The following is a 21,834-nucleotide window of genomic DNA, read 5'->3' on the forward strand; positions in this document are numbered from 1 at the left end:
ATCATGTTAAAAATTCCATTTAATAGTAGAATCTTTAAAAACCCCATAAATATAATGTCCTTCTGTTAACAGAATAAACAATAAATATAAAACTAGGAAGATAACAGGAGAAACAACAGACCATCTAAGGCTGCTTTTTTCACCTTCCATGTGCATAAATGCCCATACAATATAATATGCTTTGAAAATTGTTAAGATATAGAAAATCCAGTTTAATAGATTCAATCCAACAAAATGATTAAATTCTAATACTCCAGGTTTGTAGATCCCTAAGATAACTTCAATTGTAGTTACTACTGAAAGCAATCCGAAAACAAACCAGATTCTTTTTGTATTTGATACGTGCTCGTGTGACATAATAATTAAATTCTAAAAATTAAACTAGGTAGAAAACTGTAAATACAAATACCCAAACTAAATCTACAAAGTGCCAGTATAATCCAACTTTCTCTACCATTTCGTAGCTTCTTCTTTTCTCGTAAGTACCTAATAATACATTAAAGAAAATAATGATATTGATGATAACTCCAGAGAATACGTGGAATCCGTGGAAACCTGTAATGAAGAAGAAGAAATCAGCGAATAATTTATTACCATACTCGTTTCTGATCAAGTTAGCACCTTCTACTACATATTTAGCAGTAGCTAAATGTTTTTCAGATTCTTCTCTTGATAAGACTGTTTTTTTCTTATTATCTGTAAGTTTTTCTGTTCTAATTAAAATTTCAGGGTGAGCTTTAAATCCAGCCTGAACTTCAGCAACTGTGTAAGAAGGAAGAGATTGAGCATCTTCCATAAACCAAGTTGAATGGCTTCTTGTTAAAGCTTCTCTTTGTTCTGGCAATTTAACAGCAAAATCAGCTAAAGCTACTCTTTTACCATCTTTGTCCACAAATTGAAGTAAGCTACCTCCAACAGTTTCAACTGCTCCATATTCACCTTTAATGAAGTTTTTCCATTCCCAAGCTTGAGAACCAACGAAAATTAAACCTCCAATAATAGTTAAGAACATGTAGATTGCAACTTTTGTTTTTTTCAATTGGTGTCCTGCATCAACAGCTAGTACCATTGTTACAGAAGAAAAGATCAAAATAAAAGTCATTAATGCTACATAATACATTGGAGCCGCAACACCATGCATAAATGGGAAGTGAGTGAACACTTCATCAGCCAAAGGCCAAGTTTCAATAAATTTAAATCTAGAAAAACCATAAGCTCCTAGAAATCCAGAGAATGTTAAGGCATCTGATACGATAAAAAACCACATCATCATTTTACCATAACTTGCTCCTAAAGGCTCATTGTGACCGCCTCCCCAAGTTTTTTCGTCGTTGTTTGCAGTAGTAACTGTCGCTCCCATAAAAGATATTCGTTAAAAAGTTCCCAAATTTACGTTTTTTTCTTATTTAAAGAAATATAAAAATAAAAATAAATATACCCATAATAAATCCAAAAAGTGCCAATACATCGCACCTAGTTCTATACCAAGAGTTTGAGTCGAATTGTATTTTTGTTTAAAATGATTATAAATTATAATTAAAAGTGAAATTAATCCGCCAGCTAAGTGCAACAGGTGTGTAACTGTTACAACATAAAGAAAAGTTGTAGTAATTGAGCTACCTTCTCCTGTAAAATAGTATCCTTCTGCAACGATTTGTCCAAATCCTTTGAATTGCAATACCACAAATAAAACTCCTAAAGCTAAAGTTCCTAAAAGTAAACTTGTAACTGCGCTTCTGTTATCTTTTTGAATAGCTTTTTTAGCTAAATAAAAAGTAACACTGCATGCAATAATTACTGCTGTACTCCAATAGAACGCTGAAGGAAGTTCAAAATTCTTCAACCAGTCTGCTCTTGATTTACTTACTACAAATGCGCTTGTTAAACCCGCAAACATCATGGTCATACTTACCATTGCAAAAAGTAAAATCAGTTTTGCTGATTTTGACTTTCTTGCTTGTTCTTCATTTGTTTTTAATGTCATTTCCATAACTATCTTAAAAATTTATCTACTATAAATACAATTTGCAAAAGCGATATATAAGACACGCTTACTAGCATTAGTGTCCTCGCTGCTTTTGCTGTTCTTAATCGATACAGTTTTACCGCATAAAAAAGCATCCAAATTCCTAAAAGAAATACAAGAATAGCTGCAATTGGAGAAATAAACAATTGTCCCGTAAAACCTAACATAGGCAATAATGAAGCTATTATTAGCCAAATTGTATACAATATAATCTGTAATGCCGTTCCATTATCTTTTTTACCAGTTGGAAGCATAAAAATTCCTGCTTTTTCGTAGTCTTCATACAAAAACCATCCAATAGACCAAAAATGAGGAAACTGCCAAAAGAATTGAATCAAGAATAAAGTACCTGCTTCAATGCCAAATTCGCCAGTCGCTGCTACCCAGCCCAGCATAAACGGAATTGCTCCAGGAAATGCTCCAACAAAAACAGACAACGAAGTTACTGTTTTTAATGGCGTATATACACTTGTGTAAAGAAATATAGAAATTGCAGCAAACATTGCTGACTTAGCATTTATAGTATAAAGAAGTGCAATCCCTAAAATAGTCAGCAAACTTGCCACAAGCAAAGCTACCTTTGGAGACATACGTCCTGATGGCACTGGACGATTTTTAGTACGATCCATTAAAGAATCGATATCTTTCTCAATTACTTGATTAAAAGCATTTGAAGCTCCAACCATACAGTAACCGCCAACTGCTAAAACAGCCAAAACGCTCCATTTAAAAGGGTGTTCAGAATCTACTCCTAACAAATATCCAGCAATAGAAGAAAACAATACACTAATAGCCAGACCAGCTTTAGTAATCTCTTTAAAATCTAGAAATATTGATTTGATTGATAATGTATTTTTTGCAGTGTTCAATCTATTGTATTTTGTGTATTTTTTTTGAGTGGTGCAAATGTACAAATTAGATTGTAGAATATAGACCTATAAAAATAGATTTTTTTCAATAAACCCTGCATAAAATAAGAACTTGCAAATCTTTAACACTATTGTTTTGAAAAATCTTATTAAAAACTAGTAGTCAAAATACCAGTTGAAAATATCTGAACGTAAACCTATGCTAAACCAAGTCGTATTTTGCTTAAAAGTCGCAGCTGTTTCCTGAGTCGGATCAAAATTTCTATAAATTAGACTTCCGAATAATTTTAAATTGGTCATTGGGTTAATTAAATAACCTCCTTGGATATCTGCAATAAAAACACTTGTTTTATTTCCCTGCCCTATTTTTACACCTGTATCGTAAGGTCTATTAAGATCATAACTTTTATAAATATTACCTCCATAATTATAAGAGTCTTCGGCAGTATCAAAATCTAAACCTCTAGTTCCAACTGTAAATTTAGCATCTGCAAGCCAACGTCCTTTATGGTAACGGGCAATTGCGACAAGTTCTCTAAAATTACCTCCCCATTGATGCCCTAAACTTTGGTTATTATGCCCATAATTTGTAATAACAGAGCTATGAGAATATACATAAGGACGCACACTATTCCATTCAACTTGCAATAACAAATCTTTTACGTTGAATGCATTGAAATATTTTGCACCTAACTGAAATCCAAATTTATTCTTCCAGCTTTGATTTCCCGCTCCAACATCAGACACAGAAAATTCATCAATCAAAAATTGAGAATATAGATTTACACTATTATTCCATTTGTATTTACCTGTTAATCCTAAAAGTGCATTTCCGCTTTTAGATGAAGATCCAAATTCAACGGCACGATAAAAAATAATTGGATTCACAAAACTTGCATCAAAACCTCTATTATTAGTATTGGTCCAAACCACAGATTCAAAGAATCCTAAATTTAATCTATTAGAAACATTCCAGCTTAAGTAGTGGTTTGCCATAAATTTTGTAGCGTATGTTCCATCTACAGTTACATCGGGACGAACATCTTTCATCCACATATAAGTGTTGGTATATTTAATTTTCCAAAAATTAGTATTCAGCTTAAAGTATGGATAAGGACTTGCTCCATCACTTTCAAGCAAAGAACGATAACCATCTCCTATAAAATTTCTGCCATAACCTAATTGAAGGTCAAAAAACTTACTTGGAGTAAAAGTAATATTTGCCTCTGCTAAAGGAAAATCATAAGCATCGGTTTTAAATTGTTTTGCAATTCCAATTCCTGGTATTATTGCAGGATTTCCTCCTGATGGTTTAATTGATTCTGCATAATCATTAAAATAACCTGCAAATCTACCTTGGCTTTCAAAAAATGTAGTAGTAAAATTGATCTGTTTTCCTAAACCTCCTCTAAAATTAAGCGCTCTTGTATTCACATAAGTATAAGATGCATCAAGATCCGAAGCTTTTCCTAATTGCAAATCAACAATTGGATTCAAAGCCAGCCAATAATCTTCTCCCTGAATCTGAACTAAGTTTTCGTTCCACCATTTTCTTCCTAGCCAAGTCGAAGTCTTTTTTTGCAATGACTCGTTGACTGCTTTTAGATTATAATATTTAGAAACCTCAGCATAAGTATACGGTTTAGATGCTGTATGATTATTACTTCCCACTTGATTCATCGCTGCATCAAACTGCGCATAATAACTATGTGAAAATGGAATATTTAAATGACTTTCAAATTCTGGATTATTGTATTTTTTATATACTATACTATCCAGTTCAGTCATTGGTTTTTCAACTGGTTTTAAGATCTCAGCGGCCGCTAAAGCTTCTGCAGCAATCTGCTCTGAGCTTTTTAGTGGAATATCAATAGAAATAGTATATTTAGAATAAGTTGGTTTTCCGTTATAAGTTGAAGGTTTTATCTTCGGAAATGCTCCAAACACACGTTTTGCTTCCTCAGACAATTCTTCACTTCCTGCAGAAACATAAATTACTTTAAATTCACCCTCAGCATTAACTTCAAAAAGGACTTTTACTTCGCTTTTATAATTGTTTTGTTTTAAATTTTCTGGAACTTGAAAATTGTTAAACACAAAATCCTGAACTTCTTTATAAAAACAATTTTCTAATTTTTTAGCTTCCAAATTTTCGCAATTTGGAAAAACTGGAAACATTTCTGCCGTAAAACCAGGCTGAACGGAAGAACTTCCATTTTGCTGAGAAGAGACAATAAAGAATGAAAAAATTAAAACAAAGGACAAAAAAAACTTATTCACTTAAAATATGGGTATTTATTTAATATTGATTTGGGGAAATTTCTCCATTTGCAATTGCTTTTGCAGCTGAAGTTCCGATTCGCTTAACTCCTAAACGAATCATTTCTGAAGCTTCTTCAAATGAACGAACACCTCCCGCCGCTTTTACAGGAAGAGGAGAAGCATTTTCAAGCATCATAATTATTGCTGGTACCGTCGCGCCGTTTGGAAGACCATTGTCTGTATTATAAAAACCCGTTGAAGATTTTACAAACACAGAATCAAAATCATCTTCTTTAAAATTAGAAACCACAACATTTTTAATCAAGGCAGATAACTGAATAATTTCTTTATCTGTTAAAGCTGCAACTTCGATAATCCATTTAACTGTTTTATCATTCGCTAAACCAATTTGGGTTCCAATTAAGATTTCTTTTTTTACCAAATCAAGATCACCGCTCTTGAATGCTTCGTAATTACATACAAAATCTAAATCGTCTGCTCCATTCGCAATAGCTTCGTTTGCTTCTTTAATTTTGTTTTCAAGACTTGACTTTCCTTCTGGAAAATCAATTACTGTTCCTACCAACAAAACCGAGTTGGCTTCTATTATCATTTTTTTTGCCAGAGAAACATATTCTGGTCGAATCATAATGAGTTTAAATCCTTCTTGAACTGCTTCGTCAATTGCATTTTTAACCACAATAGTATTTTCTGCTTCCGAAAGACCAGCTTGCGATGCAGTTTTTAAATACGTTGAGTCCAAATATTGCTTTACGTTCATTTCGATAGAAGTTGCAGAAAACCAGCACAAAAGTACATTTTATATTCAAAAAACATAGCTTTTTGAGAACTTCATTTTCTTGTAAAAAAAAACCCACCGAAGTGGGTCTTGATATTAAATTTTATCGATTTGCTTTTTAAATCCGATTGCAGAAAAGACTGCTACAAAGGCACCAAGTGTATTGGCCAAAACATCAGCAACATCTGAAGCTCTAGTCATAGTAAGAGCACTTTGCAGGATTTCGATTGTAATTCCAAAAAAAACAGAAAATATAAACGAAATTAAATAGGCTTTATAATCATCTGCTTCTCTTCCTTTTAATTCTTTTTTGAAAAACAAAATCCAAGAAATTGTAAATCCAAAATGAAAACAGAAATGTACAATTTTATCAATACTTGGGATACTAACTGCAGGTAAGTTACCTGAATCTGTAAGACAAAAATAACTAATGATTCCTGTACAGATAATGGCCCAAATTAAAAGCAGCTGTTTAGGCACCGATTAATTGTTTATAGTCATCAGCTGATAATAAAGAATCAATTTCTGACACATCAGCAATTTTTACTTTAATCATCCATCCAGCTCCATAAGGATCTGAATTTACAGTTTCAGGAGCACTTTCTAAATCTTCATTAAAAGCAATGATTTCACCTGTTAATGGTAAAAATAAATCTGAAACTGTTTTTACAGCCTCAACAGTTCCAAAAACCTCATCTTTTGAAAGTGTTTGATCTAAAGTTTCTACCTCAACATACACGATATCTCCTAACTCTTTTTGTGCAAAATGAGTAATTCCTACAGTCGCAACATCTCCTTCGATGCTAACCCATTCGTGATCTTTTGTGTACTTTAAATTTGCTGGTATGCTCATAATAGTATGTTTGAAAATTGATAATTTAAAATTTAAGCCACAAATGTAATAATCTTCTAATAAATCTAGTTTAGAAACCCAAATTAATTTCCAAAATTATAACGAAGTGTGAAACCTGATCTAATATTCGTTAAAGGAAATGAAGTTGAGATAACTGCTTTCGAGAACGAATGGTCATAATAGAATATTGCGGTTAAGTTCTTACTGAAAGCATAATCTGCTGACACTTTTAAAGTCCATATATTCTGTCCTGCTGCCAGCTGATTATTATCGTAATCTAAATATCGAACTAAAGTCGCATTGTTTCTATATGAGAAATCGGCTTTCAGGTTTATATCGCTTTTTATAATTCCTGTTGGATTATCTGCAAGTCTAGAAGAGATAATTACATCTTTAAAACGGTACCCCATTCCAACAACATATTCAATTCCTTTAACCTCTGTCAGCAAGTTATTGTCAAAACTCATAGACAAGGCACGGTCTTTCTTAACTTCTGTTAACAAACGGAATGAATTTTTCAGCTCGAAGTCTACTCTAATAAGTGGACTAAACTGCTCTACTAAATTCACATTTGACATGATCGTTTTGTTATAGAAATTTGTGTTCACATCCTGACCTCCTGGAGTTTCATAATAGTCAAAGTTTGATCTAAATTGACTAATTGTATAAGAAGCTCTATAATTATGCTGCAATGAAAAACGTCTAAAATGATCTTTAAAATATTTGTAACGCATCAATCCGTTGTATTTCACACTCCAGTTCGGAATAGGGAAACTTCTAAAAATATCTGTCGAACTATTTGAAGCATTTCCTCCAGTATAAGCCGCCAAGAATGATGGCAATAAAACTGCTTGATTACTTTTTGAGAAACCAATTGGATAACCAACGTTTGATGAATAAATTTTATAATTTGGATCAGATTCATCTGGAATTGGATTGTTTGCATCACCATATCTAGGAATTGCTGCTCCACCATAATGCTGTTCTGCCAAACGATTGGCAATAGTCAAACGATTATTTCTAAAGTCATCAAATGCCGCAGATTCTGTTTCTGTACTCGTAGAAAAAGAAGTTTTAATCAAGACGGTCGAAATAGAAAACATTCCATAAGTATATGGCGACAAAGGCAAATATTGGCCAGTTGCAGGATCAACACTATATTGCTCTGATGAATTTTCAGAATAAGCGCGATCCATCGCCAAATCAATTTTTAAGTCTGGAAACAAATCTACATTTGCTGTTATTTTCAAAAGCTTATTGCTTACCTGTGTAAAATTTTGATTGAAATTTTGATAACTCGTCAGCCATCCGTTTTTAGCTGCTTCGAAACGCACATCATCTTGACTACCAAAAACAAATCCTAATGAAGGCTTAGATGTTCCAAAGAAACCAACTCCAGGAATATATCCAGGTAAAACTGTACCACTGTTTTTAGTATAATTAATCTGAACATTCTTAATACTCGTCAAAACTCCAATTAAACCATCATAAAAAGGACTGCTGCTTGTTACTGGTTTAGCGGTATTTACAATTTTTTCACCTGGTTTTGGCGGTGCTGCCGGTTTTGCTTTTGCCGCTTGTTTTGCACCTGGCGTCAACCCTAAATATTTATACAACGTATTCATATTTAATGTCGTAGAAAAAGTATTCGAATTTGCATTCTGAACTGTATTTCCTAAATCCCACGACACTCCATTTTCGTCAACGTATTGAGAAAGTGCAGTTGATGATCTTTGCCAATTGTAATCAGCTGTATATGAATAAGTAGCCTTAACAAAACTAAAAATTGGAATTTTATTAATTGGAATATCATAATTCAGAACTAATTGCTGTAAGTGCTGATTTGGTATACCAATATCCAAGTAGTCATCCCAGATATTGAAGTCTTCTTTTGGCGTATTATCGTCATTCAAAAAGTTTCTTACAATATTGTTAGATGCTGCTGTATAATTTAATTTCAATGATTTCGTCAAGTTAAATCCAAAACCGTACTGATAATTAAATGCAAAATTTCTTCTATAAAGAGGATCTAGACCTATACCTTCTACATCAACTTGTCTATATTGCTGGCGGTTGCTTTGTCTTAAAATATTGGTATTAAAAGAAACATTCGACGGCAGGTAGTTAAAATTAAAATCGCTTAATAGTTTCCAATATTCACTTGTTTTCATGAATTTGGTTTGCTTAAAAGGAACTACTTCTTTAGGCTGGAATGTATAAGCATAATTTACAGAAGTATTAGACTGCTCATCTTCATAATCTTCTACTTCATAATCATGACGCTCAACCTGATTGTAAGATTGAGAGAATGTGAAATTCTCTACATCATATACATGAGGTTTTTGCTCTGGAGCTCTATCCTTTCTTACTCCAATAAAGTTGATACTTTTACGCTTAGTATAATCTATTGCGCGTGTTCTAATATTATCTTTTTCTGCAGGGTCTGTTGTTTCAGCAATTAATTGATCTAGCTTAATATCCTGATTAAACGGATCATATTCTGGTGTAATAATTTCTTCACCAATTGCATAATTAAACGGAAGATTAATTCCCCATCTTTGAGGAAGTAATTTCCCTAAATTAATATTCGTTACAATATTATACTGCTGAATATCTTCACGATCTCTTTCATTGGCTCCTTGTTCAAGAGAACCAAAACCAATTGTACTCTTTTTACCTGAAGCAGATAATGTCATCAAATCGGCCATGTTGGTATCAACATTTAATAAAGCTGCCATACCTCCTTTGTTCTCCAAATCAGACATACGAAGCTCATTAAACCAAACTTCCCCTTTAATATCTTTATGATCGGCAGCACTTTTTACTCCGACCATTAAATTTCGCACTAAACCAAAATTTGGATTTCCTTTAATACCTAATCTTAATTTGCTGTCACCATCACCTCCACTTGGAATTAAATCTGGATCATCATCTGGATAATACACTCCATTAATATCTCTTTTTCCAGAATTAATATCAACAGACATTCCCTTAATTTTCATTCGGGTTAATAAATCAAGCGCTAAGTCAATATTATTTTCATCTAGCCAAACTTGGCTTGGAGTTATGGAACAAGAACCACCTGTTGTTGTTACTTTTAAAGGAATCTCAATTTGGTAAAAGTTTTGCGTAAAATCGTTACCAAAACGGATAAATCCAATCATTTCATCATCCAAAAGAGGATTTTCATTTGGAAGTGATTCGGCGTGAAGGAACATTTTCAATTTTTTGTACTGACGCATATCAACACTTACATTTTTGAAAACTGCTCTAGAATCTTGATACTGTAATCCAGTACCGCCAACTCGCACTGCCAACGACTGCTCATTTTGGTTAATAATTGTATTATTATTATACAACTGCTCTCTTTGAACTCCTGGAGGAATAACATAGTTTACAGGACATTTTGTACTGTTTTCTTGGATATTTACTGCCGCAACATCAAATTCAGTTCCGTCATCATCAGGATTTGTATCAGAAGCGTCGAGTGTTCCTGTATATCTTCTCCATTCTCCTCGAACTAAATCTAATGCTCCAAAACGAACTGTCATTTGATCATTAAATCCAGTCATAAACATACGCATGAAACGGATTGATCTAAAATCGGTAATATTTCCAATGGTGTTTTTAGGTTGCGAAACAGGAATCTTAAACTGAATCCATCTTGCACGTGTAGTAGATCCGTTTGGCAATTCTACATTACCTACATCTTCTGGTTCACGAATATCACTAATATAATTTTCCCCAACCTGCATTCCCGGTTTTAAGTCAATGCTGTATTCATAGTACGCATTGATTGTACTCATGGTATTATCACGATTGATATCTTCAACGTCTGGAAGAGTTGTCGAACCGCGATTTGGGTCATCAACGCTTACAGCAGAGTTGTTCTCAGTTCCATTATACCTTTTATAACGCTCTAAAACGCCTCCATCTGTATTTAAATAGTAAATATAGTTATCAGCTGCAGGATCCGCTTCACCTGCATAATTGGTGTAAATCGACGCCTCTTTAGCATCTGGCAAACCGTCTAAACCAACGTCTTGATTTTTACGATTATCTGGATTGGTATCAAATGCATAAATTAATGACTGAGAAGCTGGCACATCTCCCCAAAGTGGCTGAGGATTTACCATTATCTGATCTGGTCCTAAACCATTTTCATATTGTTTTCTTCCGTCCTTTAGAACGTCTTCAGAAACTTCACCTAAATTGAAATAAATTTTACCAACGTTACTTGGCTGCGCTTCTCCATTTCCAACATAAGGATCAAGTACCCAGAACTGAATGTATTCCACGTTACCCTGCTCAAAGTTTGTAGAGTTCAGTGCACGCATAATTCCACCAAAATTGGTTGATGGATTACTTGTCGAAAAATTTGGATTATTATTATAAGGTCCTCTATCTGATGGATAATACGTTAAATCAAGCGTATTTACAACCTGAATCTGACCCTGTGCAATATCTGTATTTGGATAAAGCTCTCTACTGTAAATTCTTCTGGTTGAATTTAATGATAAGTCATCATTTGAAATTCCAGATGGCTTTGACGAATAGAAAATAGGATCAATCGTATACCAAGCTAATTTTGCACGCTTATAACCATACTCTAATGTATTTGAACTAGCATTAAAAGTATTATCTGTCGCTGAATTAATAAATGGCGTTGAAGCCAAACTCCAAGCATACGCAGATCTCATATCTATTGTAGTTTGAGATCCTTCAAAATCATCAATATAAATAGTTGCCTCTCCTTCAAAGTCACTTGCTTTTGGCGCATCTGGTTTTAAAAATGCAATTTCTCCACGAATCGAAAGATTAGAAGGTACATCTGTATCAATATTTGGCAATTTGTTAGCCAGTCTTGTTAAGAATGGAACTTCTGTCGCATAATTTCCATTGAAACCAAAAATAGTATTATTTACAGATTCTTGCCCGTAACTTGACTTTTGAGTAAAAGGACGCTCTGTCATTTTTAATAAAGTCCCGCCAACAACAAATTTATCAGAGATTTTATGTTCAACATTTACTCCCATAAATCTTCTTGTCTGCTGACCAAAGATAGAGTTGTTCTCTAGCGAAACTTCAATTGGCGTATTTGAAGCTTGCAATGAAGGGTCCAAAATCTGTACTCTTCCCAATTGGTAATCTACACTGTAGTCAATACCTTCGACTAAAACCCTTCCTGCAGCAGTTACAACAACAGATCCTTGAGGAACGTTGAAAGCTCCAATTGGAATACCGCTACTACCTGAAGATTTGTATTTTCCTCGTAATAAAAATTTGTTTTTATCACTATCCTGTAAAGCTCCTGCCTGTGTGTTTTTATACATGTTTCTAAACACATATTTCTTCTGATTGGCATTATACGTGTTTGGATCATTATAATTTTCACCAGAACCTGAGTTCTGTAATTTTCTAAACAAAAGCTCTCCAAATGGCTCTTTTGTTGTAAAAATAATTCGGGCATTTTGTACATCTACAGTTACTCCTGGAACATAATCAAAGAATCCGTCTCCTCCAGTTTGAGGGTCATTATTGTAATTTAAGCGGTCAAGATTAAAGACATTCAATAATGGTGTTTGCTCTACTTTATCATCTGGAGCAGGATTTGTTGGGAATGTAGTTCCTGTTACTGGCGTAATATAATTTATTGGCGAAGGATCTGTATAAAGAATGTTAAGTCTGAAATCTTCTTGTTTGATTTGATAAGCTTGAGGAATTTGATAAACGTTTTTCATCATCAAGTCCCAAACCGGATTATTAACGTTAGTCAAACTACTTTTCAGCATTTTCAAAACCAAACTTTGTGTTACGATTGCTTGGTTAGCATTGTTATTTCCTGTAACTACAGTTGCATCAACACCATCACTTCCAAATTCTCCGACTTGGTATACTTTTCCTCCAACAGTATATTCAAAAGCAACAGCTAAAATTTCATCATTAGCCAAACGCTGCTGTAACGAAATATAACCTAATTGCGGGTTAAATGTATATTCGTTTGTAGTTAATTTTCTAGCATTTTCAAGAACTGAGTAATCAGTACCTTCGTTAACATTAGTATTATTGAATCCAGATTTGGCTGTAACAATTTCTCTAATATTAGAATTCAAATAACTTCCTGCTTTTCCAATAGCTGCAGGATCGTATTTGTTATTTGTATTGTCTGTTGGAGAATCTATAGGATTATTGAAAAATCCCGTTGGATCTGTAATAACAACCACTTCATTATCTGGAACGCCTGAAACCTGACCTTCTCCCAAATCCTGAAGTGCAATAACGTTTCTTAAGTTATTACTAGTAGTTGTTACTCTATTCTGTTTATTGGTTACCCATACCTCAATCCTTGTAACTTGAACACGGCTGTCAATTAATGGATAATTTCGAAGAGAAGCATCGTATTTATTTCTGAAATATTGTGACAGGAAGAAGTGTCTGTCATTATCATAATCTAATGCAAACAAATCAAAGTTCTGCACTGTCCCTCCACCTTCTGCGACTATACTTTTGGTTTGAGACTTTTGTTCTGAGAAAACTCCGGTAACAGTTGTTTTACCAAATTGAAGCTGTGCTTTAACCCCAAATAAACTTTGCGCACCACGAATTAAGGTACTGTTTAAAGGCATACTCACATTACCAACCTCAACTTTCTGAACAATATCATCTTCTGAAGGTGTGTAAGCTAATTTGAATAAATTTTGAAAAGCAAATGTTGATTGTGTATCGTAGTTTGCGTTTACTTCGAGACGAGTTCCAATTTTTCCCATTAAACTCATACTGATTCTTTGATCGAAATCAAAAGTCAGACTGGATCTATTTCTAGGTGAAAATGATGGATTATCTTGTTTAGTATAACGTAAACCCAAGTCCATTTCTACTGATCCTGTGGGCTTTACATCTATGGTATTACTTCCAAAAATACTTTCGAATAAACTCGAATTGATATAATATCTTGGCAATAAATCTTTTTTGGCTGCTTCCGCTCCAGCTTTTTTACCATCTATGGCATCCGATTTTTTTCTAAAATAATCTCTTCTCGATTCTTTCAGAACTAAATCTTCATACTCTTTAGGAGTTAAAATTAGCGGATAGTTGATAGAAAAACCGTCAACAGAATTGGTGTAGATATAACGATCAGTAATAGGATCGTATCTGTATGCCGATAGTATACTTGGAGGATCTTCAAGCTCAATTTTACCTACTGAAAACTGAGTTTTAGTTGTATCTTGTGTTGCGGGAGTAACCTGCGCACGCAAAACATTACCGCAGAGCAAGACCAGCAACAAAATACAAATTTTACGCATAGAATTCTTTTATATGAAAATGAATTTATAAGCTTTTTAAAGCCTTTTTGATAATTGTTTCGACAGTAGCTTCAGGATCTTCTTTTACAATCTTTTCCACCACCTTTTCAGAAGCTTTTCGTACAAAACCTAATACTTCTAGAGCAGATAACGCTTCATCTCGGTTTCTATTGTTCTGAACAGCAAAAACTTCGTCTATATCGTACAATTTAACAACTTTTTCCTTTAAATCAAGTATAACCCTTTGTGCTGTTTTGTTTCCTATACCCTTGATAGACTGTATAACACCTACATCTCCAGATGCAATAGCATTTATAATTTGTTTTGGTTCTATTGAAGAAAGCATCGTTCTAGCAATACCAGCTCCAATTCCTGATACAGAAATTAGCATTCTAAATATTTCTCTCTCCGATTTTTCAACAAAACCATATAAAGTATGCGCATCTTCTTTAATTTGAAGATGCGTATACAATTTTATATTTTCAGTATTTGGTATTAGGGTAAAAGTATGCAGTGATATATTTACCTGATAACCAACACCTCCACAATCTATTACAACGTCTGTAGGATTCTTCTCTACTAATCTTCCCTGCAAATGTGCTATCATAAATATAATTAATTAGTATCAAATATAACAAAAATGCCATAAAACTACGACAAAATTGTCCAATCCTCGTAAGAACGTTTATTGTGCTGCTTTATTCTTTTTAATTTCTTTTTCCTGAGCATCAATAACAGCGATTGCAGCCATGTTAACCATTTCTTCTACGCTTGCTCCTAATTGGAAAATGTGAACTGGTTTGCCCATACCCATCATGATTGGTCCAATCGAATTCACTTTATATAATTCTTTTAATAATTTGTAAGTGATATTTGCTGACTCTAAGTTAGGAAAAATCAATGTATTTACCTTTTTTCCAGCTAATTTAGAGAATGGGAATTTCTCCTGAAGCATTTCTGGATTTAAAGCAAAATCTGCCTGAATTTCTCCATCAACAATCATTTCTGGATGATTTTTGTGCAAATAAGCAACTGCTTCTCTAACTTTTGAAGCACTTGGACTGCTTGAAGAACCAAAATTTGAGAATGAAACCATTGCAATAACTGGTTCAATTCCGAACATTTTTGCTGTTTTTGCAGTCATAGTGGCAATATTAATCAAATCTTCTGCAGATGGATTGATATTTATTGCTGTATCTGATAAAAACATTGGCCCTCTTGAAGTTAACATCATATTTGCAGTTGCAATTAACGATGCATTTTGTGCTTTTGGAATTAATTGCATCATTGGTTTTACCACTGAAGGATAACTTCTAGAATGTCCAGTAACTAAAGCATCTGCTTCTCCTTCGTTAACCATCATTGCAGCAAAATAGTTTCTTTCGCGCATGAATTTCTCTGCGTCTAATTTAGAAACACCTCTACGTCCTCTTGTCTCCCAAAATGAATTTGCAAACCTGTTACGTCTTGCTTCTTCTTCATCTGTTTTAGGATCAATGATTTCAAGTTCTGCATCAAAACCAAGTTCTGCTTTTAGTTCTAAAATCTGTTCTTTGTTTCCTAATAAAATTGGGAATCCGATTCCGTCTTCGTAAACAATTTGAGCTGCTTTTAAAACGTTTAATTGATCTGCTTCAGCAAAAACAATTCTTTTTGGGTCTAATTTAGCACGGTTTGTAATCAAACGTACCATTTTGTTATCGTTCCCCATACGTTCGCGAAGAATGTCTTCGTAAGCTGCCCAGTCTGTAATAGGATTTTTTGCCACTCCAGATTCCATTGCCGCTTTTGCAACCGCTGGGGCTACAACAGTAATTAATCTAGGGTCGAAAGGTTTAGGAATGATATATTCTTGTCCGAAACCAAGTTTTGTTGCACCATATGCCACGTTTACTTGCTCTGGAACTGGTTCTTTTGCCAAAATAGCTAAAGCTTTTACAGCCGCCATTTTCATTTCTTCATTGATCTTAGTCGCTCTTACGTCTAATGCTCCTCTAAAAATATAAGGGAAACCTAAAACGTTATTTACCTGATTAGGAAAATCGGAACGTCCTGTCGCCATAATAACGTCTTTTCTCGTTTCTACAGCTAAATTATAATCGATTTCCGGGTTCGGATTTGCCATTGCAAAAACGATCGGGCTTTTTGCCATTGTTAACAACATTTCTGGCGAAAGAATATCTCCAGAAGATAATCCGATGAAAACGTCAGCATCTTTTACGGCTTCTGCCAAAGGAATCTGAGGTCCGTCAATTGCATATTTTAATTGTAAATCTGAAAGTGCAGGATTGTCTTTAGTTAAAAGTCCTTTACTGTTGTACATTAAAACATTTTCAACTTTTACTCCAAGTAAAACATACAAATCAGTACAAGCAATCGCCGCAGATCCTGCACCAGAAACTACTACTTTTACATCTTCAGCTTTTTTACCTGCTAATTCAAGTGCATTGATTAAAGCTGCAGAAGAGATAATTGCTGTTCCGTGCTGGTCGTCGTGCATAACTGGAATATCCAATTCTTCAATCAGTCTTCTTTCTATTTCAAAAGATTCTGGAGCTTTGATATCCTCAAGGTTAATACCTCCAAAAGTTGGAGCAATATTTTTTACAGTTTGAATAAATTCTTCAACATTTTCGGTATCAATTTCGATATCAAAAACATCAATATCTGAGAAAATTTTAAATAATAAACCTTTTCCTTCCATTACAGGTTTTCCTGCTTCTGGGCCAATATTTCCAAGTCCTAAAACAGCTGTACCGTTTGAAATTACAGCTACTAAATTTCCTTTTGCTGTATATTTATAAACGTCTTCTTTGTTTGCTGCGATTTCTAAACATGGTTCTGCAACTCCTGGCGAATAGGCCAATGATAAATCTCTCTGGGTTGCATATTTTTTTGTGGGAACTACCTGAATTTTTCCTGGAGTTGGCTCTGCGTGATACAGCAGCGCTTCTCTTCTTTTACTCTCTTTGTTCATTATTTTTAGCTTTTATTCTAGCTTACAAAGATATAAGTCTTGTTTTAAAAAGGCATCTTTTTAGCGTTTTCTTTTCCTAAAATCTATTTAGAGAAATAAAAAAAGTCCAATAGAAATTGGACTCCTTTTAAATTTTTATCGTTTTTAGCTATGCTTTATTGAGAAATATAAGAATTCAAATGCTGAATGGTATCTTTCTGAATTTCTATAATTGCCTTGACTACATCACTAATTGAAATAATTCCAACAACAATTCCATCTTCTAAAACAGGCAAGTGTCGTATTCTTTTTTCACTCATAAGTTGCATGCAATCATCAAGATTATCTGAAAGTTTAACTGTAAAAACATTACTTTCCATAATCTCATGAACGAAAGTTTCTTTAGAAGATTTATCCTTTAAAACAATTTTTCGAGCATAATCTCTTTCCGATAATATTCCTTTTAAAACGTTATTATCAATAATTAGAATCGCTCCAATATTTTTGTCTCCCATTACTTTTAACGCATCATAAACCGTTAAATTGGAGAAAATAGAATAGACATTTCTTCCCTTTGCTTTAAGTATTTGATCTACAGTCATAATGAAAAATTTTTAGATTTATAAAGTTATAACAAAATCCAACACAATTTGCAGCGAAATCGATTTTTTAAAAACATAACCAATTCATTTTAAACATAATATACCAAATTTTACATTTTCAAAATTATAGTGTAAAGAATGAAATTGTTTAGAATTGTTTTTTGAGAAAAATTAGATTTTTTAACGTTTACCAACCAGTTTCTAACTACCTGTAACTCCTAGCGGAGTTATTTCATTTTTAACCATTAACAATGTTCCAGAGAAGCATAATATTTATAGCTGAAAAATTATGACAAATGAAAAAAGCTCCAGAGGAGCATAATATTTATAGCCGAAAAATTATGGCGAAAGAAAAAAGCTCCAGAGGAGCGGCATATTGCCCCGCTGGGGCTCTTAGGTGTTTAATATATTCTCTATAAATATTTCGTCCCGCTGGGACTAAGGAAATAACTTTAGTTATGAATTTTCTAAAAATATTTTACTAATCAAAGTTGCCGATTCTATATTTAATGCATCTGCTATTGAAAAAAGCAAACTGATAGAAATATTTTGTTCTCCTTTTTCAATTCGTTGAATAGTGCGTACATCAACATTGCATAATGTTGATAGTTGTTCTTGTGTAATGCTTTCTTTTTGTCTGAGTTCCTTGATTAGTAAACCTAATCTAACAATTTCTAACTCGTATTTATTCTTTTCCACAAATCAAATCTATCAAACTGTGTTAAAAAATAACACGACATATATGTCATGTTAGAATTTAATATTATTTTTGTTTAAAAAAAATCTTACAATGGAAGCTGATGAAACTAAAAATTTAGATTATCTAAGAAAACTAACCTCTTTTTATTTTCAAACCTTAAAACCAATTGACGCCAAAGCGGAAGAAAATATTGCTCAAATAAAATTTCAAAATTATTTAGAGCTTGGTTGTGTAATTACCGATATGTTAAAACTTTGTATTCTAGCTTTAGAACAAGACGCTCATAAAATTTCTGAAACCAACAAAAGTAAATCTATTAATGTAGGCCTCATTTTAGAAACAGTTCTTCAATTGATTCCAATGGATGAATTTGAGTTTTTAAGTGAAATTAATTATTTGCTTTCTGGAGATTCTACTATTAAAGAGTAAATAAAAAACCTTTTCTAAGTTTTAGAAAAGGTTTTTTGTTCTATTAAAAGAAACTCATTTTTACATTGCAACAATAATAAACTCGCTTCGTCTGTTTTGCATGTGCTGTTTTTCTGTACATTTTACTCCGTCTGCACATTTATTGACTAATTGTGTTTCTCCATAACCTTTTGCAGTTAGTCTGTCTTCGCTGATTCCTTTTTGAATTAGCCAATTTTTGGTTGATTGTGCTCTTTTTTCTGAAAGAATCTGATTGCTTTCTGAAGAAGAACGGCTGTCGGTATGCGAACGAATGTCAAGTTTCATATTTGGATATTCGTTTAAAAGATTCACAACTTTCATTAATTGTGGTTCTGATGTTTTTTTGATGGTTGCTTTACCCAAATCAAAAAAGTTCATAGGAAGATTTAATAGTTTTGCTAAGTCTGCTCCTACTTTTATAGAACCTAATTTTACTGGACTAATAGCTACTTTTTTGATTGCTACCGTTTTTGCTAAAAGAGGTTTAAATACTTTATTTAATGAAATCGCTACCGTTGTTTCTCCTTCTGTTTGAACAATTAACGGAACTTCTTTTGCATTGTAATCATTCTTTGCAGTTCTAATTGTATACTTTCTACCGCATTTAAGATTTGGAAAAACATAATTTCCTTTTTCGTCTGTAACGAATGTTCCAACTGGATCAAATTTATCATTAAATAAAGTCAATGAAGTGTTAGCTAACAATTCATTTGATTCAGCATCAGTAACCGTTCCCGTTAAATTTTGCTCACAAATAAGTCTTTTAGTTTCGGTAAATCGGTAAATATCATCCAGACCTTGACCGCTTTCTCTGTTTGAAGAGAAAAAACCATTTCTGTTTTTACTATCAATATTAAAGGCAAAATCATCTTGTTTACTATTTACAGGTTCTCCAACATTCAATACTTCATCAAAAGTCCCATCGGATTTAATTCTTGAAGCAAAAATATCTAGTCCGCCTAAACCTGGACGCCCATCAGAAGCAAAATAAATTTCGTTGTCTCCAGAAATAAAAGGAAAAGTTTCTCTTCCTTCTGTATTAATCGTTGGACCTAAATTTTCTGGAGTTCCAAAAGTTCCATCTTCATTAATAGTAACTTTATAAATATCAGATTGTCCTAACGTTCCCGGCATATCTGATGCAAAATATAAAACTTTCTCATCTACACTTAAAGCTGGATGTGCTGTACTGTATTGATCGCTGTTGAACGGAAGTTCTTTAACATTTTGCCATTGCTCATTGATCCATTCTGCTTTATATAATTTTAAAAGTGTAACGTTTTTATCGTTGCTTCTTCTTTTTCCGTCAGTAAAATTATTTCGAGTAAAGTACATTGTTCTTCCGTCTTTTGTAAAAATTGGACTTGACTCGTTGAATTTGTCATTCTTTCTTTTTACTAAAAGTTCTGTTTTTCCAATACTTCCATCTGGCAATAAATCGGCGATATATAATCTAGAAAAAGATTGGTTTGTCCATTGAAAATTAGATTTAACAACTCCGCCCGTGTCGCGCGCAGAAGTAAAAACTATTTTATTATTGTAAACAACTCCGGCATAATCTGAAAAATGAGAATTAACTCCGGCATCTCCAATTTCAAATCTTCCTGAATTTTCTTTTATTTCTTCTAAATAGTTTTTATCAGTTCGTATTAAATCGGCTCTTTTTTGTAAAACTGCTTTTTGATTGAATTTCTGTAAAATTTCATCCGATTTACGATAGTTCCCAACCGATTTTAGAGATTGTGCATATCGGTACAAATATTCAGAATCTTGATTTTCGTTTAATAAAAATAATTGTTCGTACCATTTTAATGCATTTTTTAGTTCTCCATTAAAATAGTATGAATTTGCCAAACGCTGAATTATTCCTTGGTCAGTAGTTTCTTCGTTTACTAAATTCGCATATACTTTTATTGCATCCGCGTAAGCGTACTCCTCATATTTTTTATCTGCATATTTTATGTTCATTGTAGTGAATGGGTTTTGCGCATTCATGTTTGAAATAAAACTACACAGTAAAAAGATCAAAATTAATTTTCTAGCTTTCATAGGTTTCATTAAAAGAATCTTGGAGATATCATTTTATTATAATTATTAAGGAATTCAAATCTCAAGAAAATCTCGTGAGAACCAGAATTGTATTTTCTCAATTGTGTAGTTTCATGATCGTAACCATAACCTATATACATTCCTTTTGTAACTTGAAATCCTGCCATTGCACTAACAGAAGCACTCCAACGATAAGCAAGACCTAAAACAAATTTCTCATTAAACATAAAGTTTCCTGAAACATCTACTTGCAAAGGAGCTCCTTCTACCATTTTCGCCATCAAAGCAGGCTTGAATTTTATGTACTCTAAACGATCAAGATTAAATACATAACCAGCAATTAAGTAATAATTGATCTTTTCTTTAAAAATTGCGGTATCGTCAGAATCATAACGATTTGTCTCTATAAAATTAGGAACCGACAATCCAACGTATGCACGATCTGAATGAAAATAAACTCCGGCACCAACATTTGGTGTGATTCTATTATTTAGATTTTGAAACTGTGGATCATCTTGATCTTCAAAACTCAATTTATTAATATCCAAATTGAAAATATTCATTGTTCCTTTAATACCAAAAGACACATCCCATGTTTCTGAAGTTGGCATGGTATAAGACAAATCTCCTGAAAGTGTGTTTTCATTAGTTGGTCCAATTTTATCATTTACCAAAGAAACTCCAAGTCCTAAATCACTGTTTCTTAACGGTGTATTTACAGAAAACGTACTTGTTTGCGGCGCTCCTTCTAATCCTACCCACTGCGTGCGATACAACCCAAAAACGCTTAAAGCTCCTCTAGAACCTGCATACGCTGGATTGATTTCGATTGTATTGTACATGTACTGAGTGTACTGTGCATCCTGTTGTGCATTGGACACAATCGAAAAAAACATAAATACTAAAACTAATTTTTTCATTTATTAAGCTTTAAAACGGCTTAGCCTTGACTAAGCCGTAATCC

Annotated in this window: 16 protein-coding genes; 1 reads left to right on the forward strand and 15 read right to left on the reverse strand. The window is 33.3% G+C overall.

Annotation, left to right across the window (positions count from 1 at the left end):
- Positions 1-6: 6 nt before the first annotated feature.
- The 13 genes from V6624_RS06505 to V6624_RS06565 all read right to left on the reverse strand — a co-directional run bounded on the left by V6624_RS06505 (position 7) and on the right by V6624_RS06565 (position 18,370).
- Positions 7-357 (reverse strand): cytochrome C oxidase subunit IV family protein, encoded by a 351-nt coding sequence (locus V6624_RS06505; RefSeq protein ID WP_111283777.1) that lies wholly within the window; start codon positions 355-357, stop codon positions 7-9.
- Between the two features lie 19 nt (positions 358-376).
- The gene (locus V6624_RS06510; RefSeq protein ID WP_111283775.1) at positions 377-1,360 is read right to left on the reverse strand and encodes a cytochrome c oxidase subunit 3; all 984 of its coding nucleotides are present in this window, start codon (positions 1,358-1,360) and stop codon (positions 377-379) included.
- Between the two features lie 42 nt (positions 1,361-1,402).
- Positions 1,403-1,990, reverse strand: coding sequence for a cytochrome c oxidase subunit 3 (locus tag V6624_RS06515; RefSeq protein ID WP_338841321.1), 588 nt, complete (start codon positions 1,988-1,990; stop codon positions 1,403-1,405).
- Between the two features lie 2 nt (positions 1,991-1,992).
- Positions 1,993-2,895: a heme o synthase gene (gene cyoE, locus V6624_RS06520; protein WP_111283771.1), complete on the reverse strand. Its 903-nt coding sequence runs from the start codon at positions 2,893-2,895 to the stop codon at positions 1,993-1,995.
- Positions 2,896-3,051: 156 nt separating this feature from the next.
- A complete protein-coding gene (locus tag V6624_RS06525) occupies positions 3,052-5,175 on the reverse strand; it encodes an energy transducer TonB (RefSeq protein WP_338841322.1) in 2,124 nt (707 codons plus the stop codon).
- Between the two features lie 19 nt (positions 5,176-5,194).
- Entirely contained in the window at positions 5,195-5,938 is a 744-nt protein-coding gene (deoC, locus tag V6624_RS06530) for a deoxyribose-phosphate aldolase (RefSeq protein WP_338841323.1), read from the reverse strand.
- A gap of 114 nt (positions 5,939-6,052) precedes the next feature.
- Entirely contained in the window at positions 6,053-6,436 is a 384-nt protein-coding gene (locus V6624_RS06535; RefSeq protein WP_111283765.1) for a VanZ family protein, read from the reverse strand.
- Positions 6,429-6,809 (reverse strand): glycine cleavage system protein GcvH, encoded by a 381-nt coding sequence (gcvH, locus tag V6624_RS06540; RefSeq protein WP_111283763.1) that lies wholly within the window; start codon positions 6,807-6,809, stop codon positions 6,429-6,431. Before gcvH ends, V6624_RS06535 begins: the two co-directional genes overlap by 8 nt.
- 83 nt (positions 6,810-6,892) lie before the next feature.
- Positions 6,893-14,113, reverse strand: coding sequence for a cell surface protein SprA (gene sprA, locus V6624_RS06545; protein WP_111283761.1), 7,221 nt, complete (start codon positions 14,111-14,113; stop codon positions 6,893-6,895).
- 25 nt (positions 14,114-14,138) lie between these two features.
- Positions 14,139-14,720, reverse strand: a complete 582-nt coding sequence (gene ruvA / locus V6624_RS06550) for a Holliday junction branch migration protein RuvA (RefSeq protein ID WP_111283759.1) — start codon at positions 14,718-14,720, stop codon at positions 14,139-14,141.
- Positions 14,721-14,798: 78 nt separating this feature from the next.
- Positions 14,799-17,090: an NADP-dependent malic enzyme gene (locus V6624_RS06555; RefSeq protein ID WP_111283757.1), complete on the reverse strand. Its 2,292-nt coding sequence runs from the start codon at positions 17,088-17,090 to the stop codon at positions 14,799-14,801.
- A gap of 155 nt (positions 17,091-17,245) precedes the next feature.
- Positions 17,246-17,671: a CBS domain-containing protein gene (locus tag V6624_RS06560; protein WP_111283755.1), complete on the reverse strand. Its 426-nt coding sequence runs from the start codon at positions 17,669-17,671 to the stop codon at positions 17,246-17,248.
- 456 nt (positions 17,672-18,127) lie between these two features.
- Positions 18,128-18,370, reverse strand: coding sequence for a helix-turn-helix domain-containing protein (locus tag V6624_RS06565; protein ID WP_111283753.1), 243 nt, complete (start codon positions 18,368-18,370; stop codon positions 18,128-18,130).
- A 91-nt stretch (positions 18,371-18,461) separates the two neighbouring features.
- Here V6624_RS06565 and V6624_RS06570 point away from each other — a divergent pair, with 91 nt between their 5' ends.
- Complete coding sequence (locus V6624_RS06570; RefSeq protein ID WP_111283751.1) at positions 18,462-18,800, forward strand: hypothetical protein; 339 nt, start codon at positions 18,462-18,464, stop codon at positions 18,798-18,800.
- Between the two features lie 60 nt (positions 18,801-18,860).
- Here the strand turns inward: V6624_RS06570 and V6624_RS06575 are convergent, their stop codons facing one another.
- Together V6624_RS06575 and V6624_RS06580 are read right to left on the reverse strand one after the other, a co-directional pair.
- Positions 18,861-20,870, reverse strand: a complete 2,010-nt coding sequence (locus V6624_RS06575) for an OmpA family protein (protein ID WP_111283893.1) — start codon at positions 20,868-20,870, stop codon at positions 18,861-18,863.
- A gap of 8 nt (positions 20,871-20,878) precedes the next feature.
- Entirely contained in the window at positions 20,879-21,790 is a 912-nt protein-coding gene (locus V6624_RS06580) for a PorP/SprF family type IX secretion system membrane protein (RefSeq protein WP_111283749.1), read from the reverse strand.
- Between the last annotated feature and the right edge of the window lie 44 nt (positions 21,791-21,834).

Source organism: Flavobacterium ginsenosidimutans, from assembly GCF_037478105.1.
GTDB classification, from domain to species: domain Bacteria; phylum Bacteroidota; class Bacteroidia; order Flavobacteriales; family Flavobacteriaceae; genus Flavobacterium; species Flavobacterium ginsenosidimutans.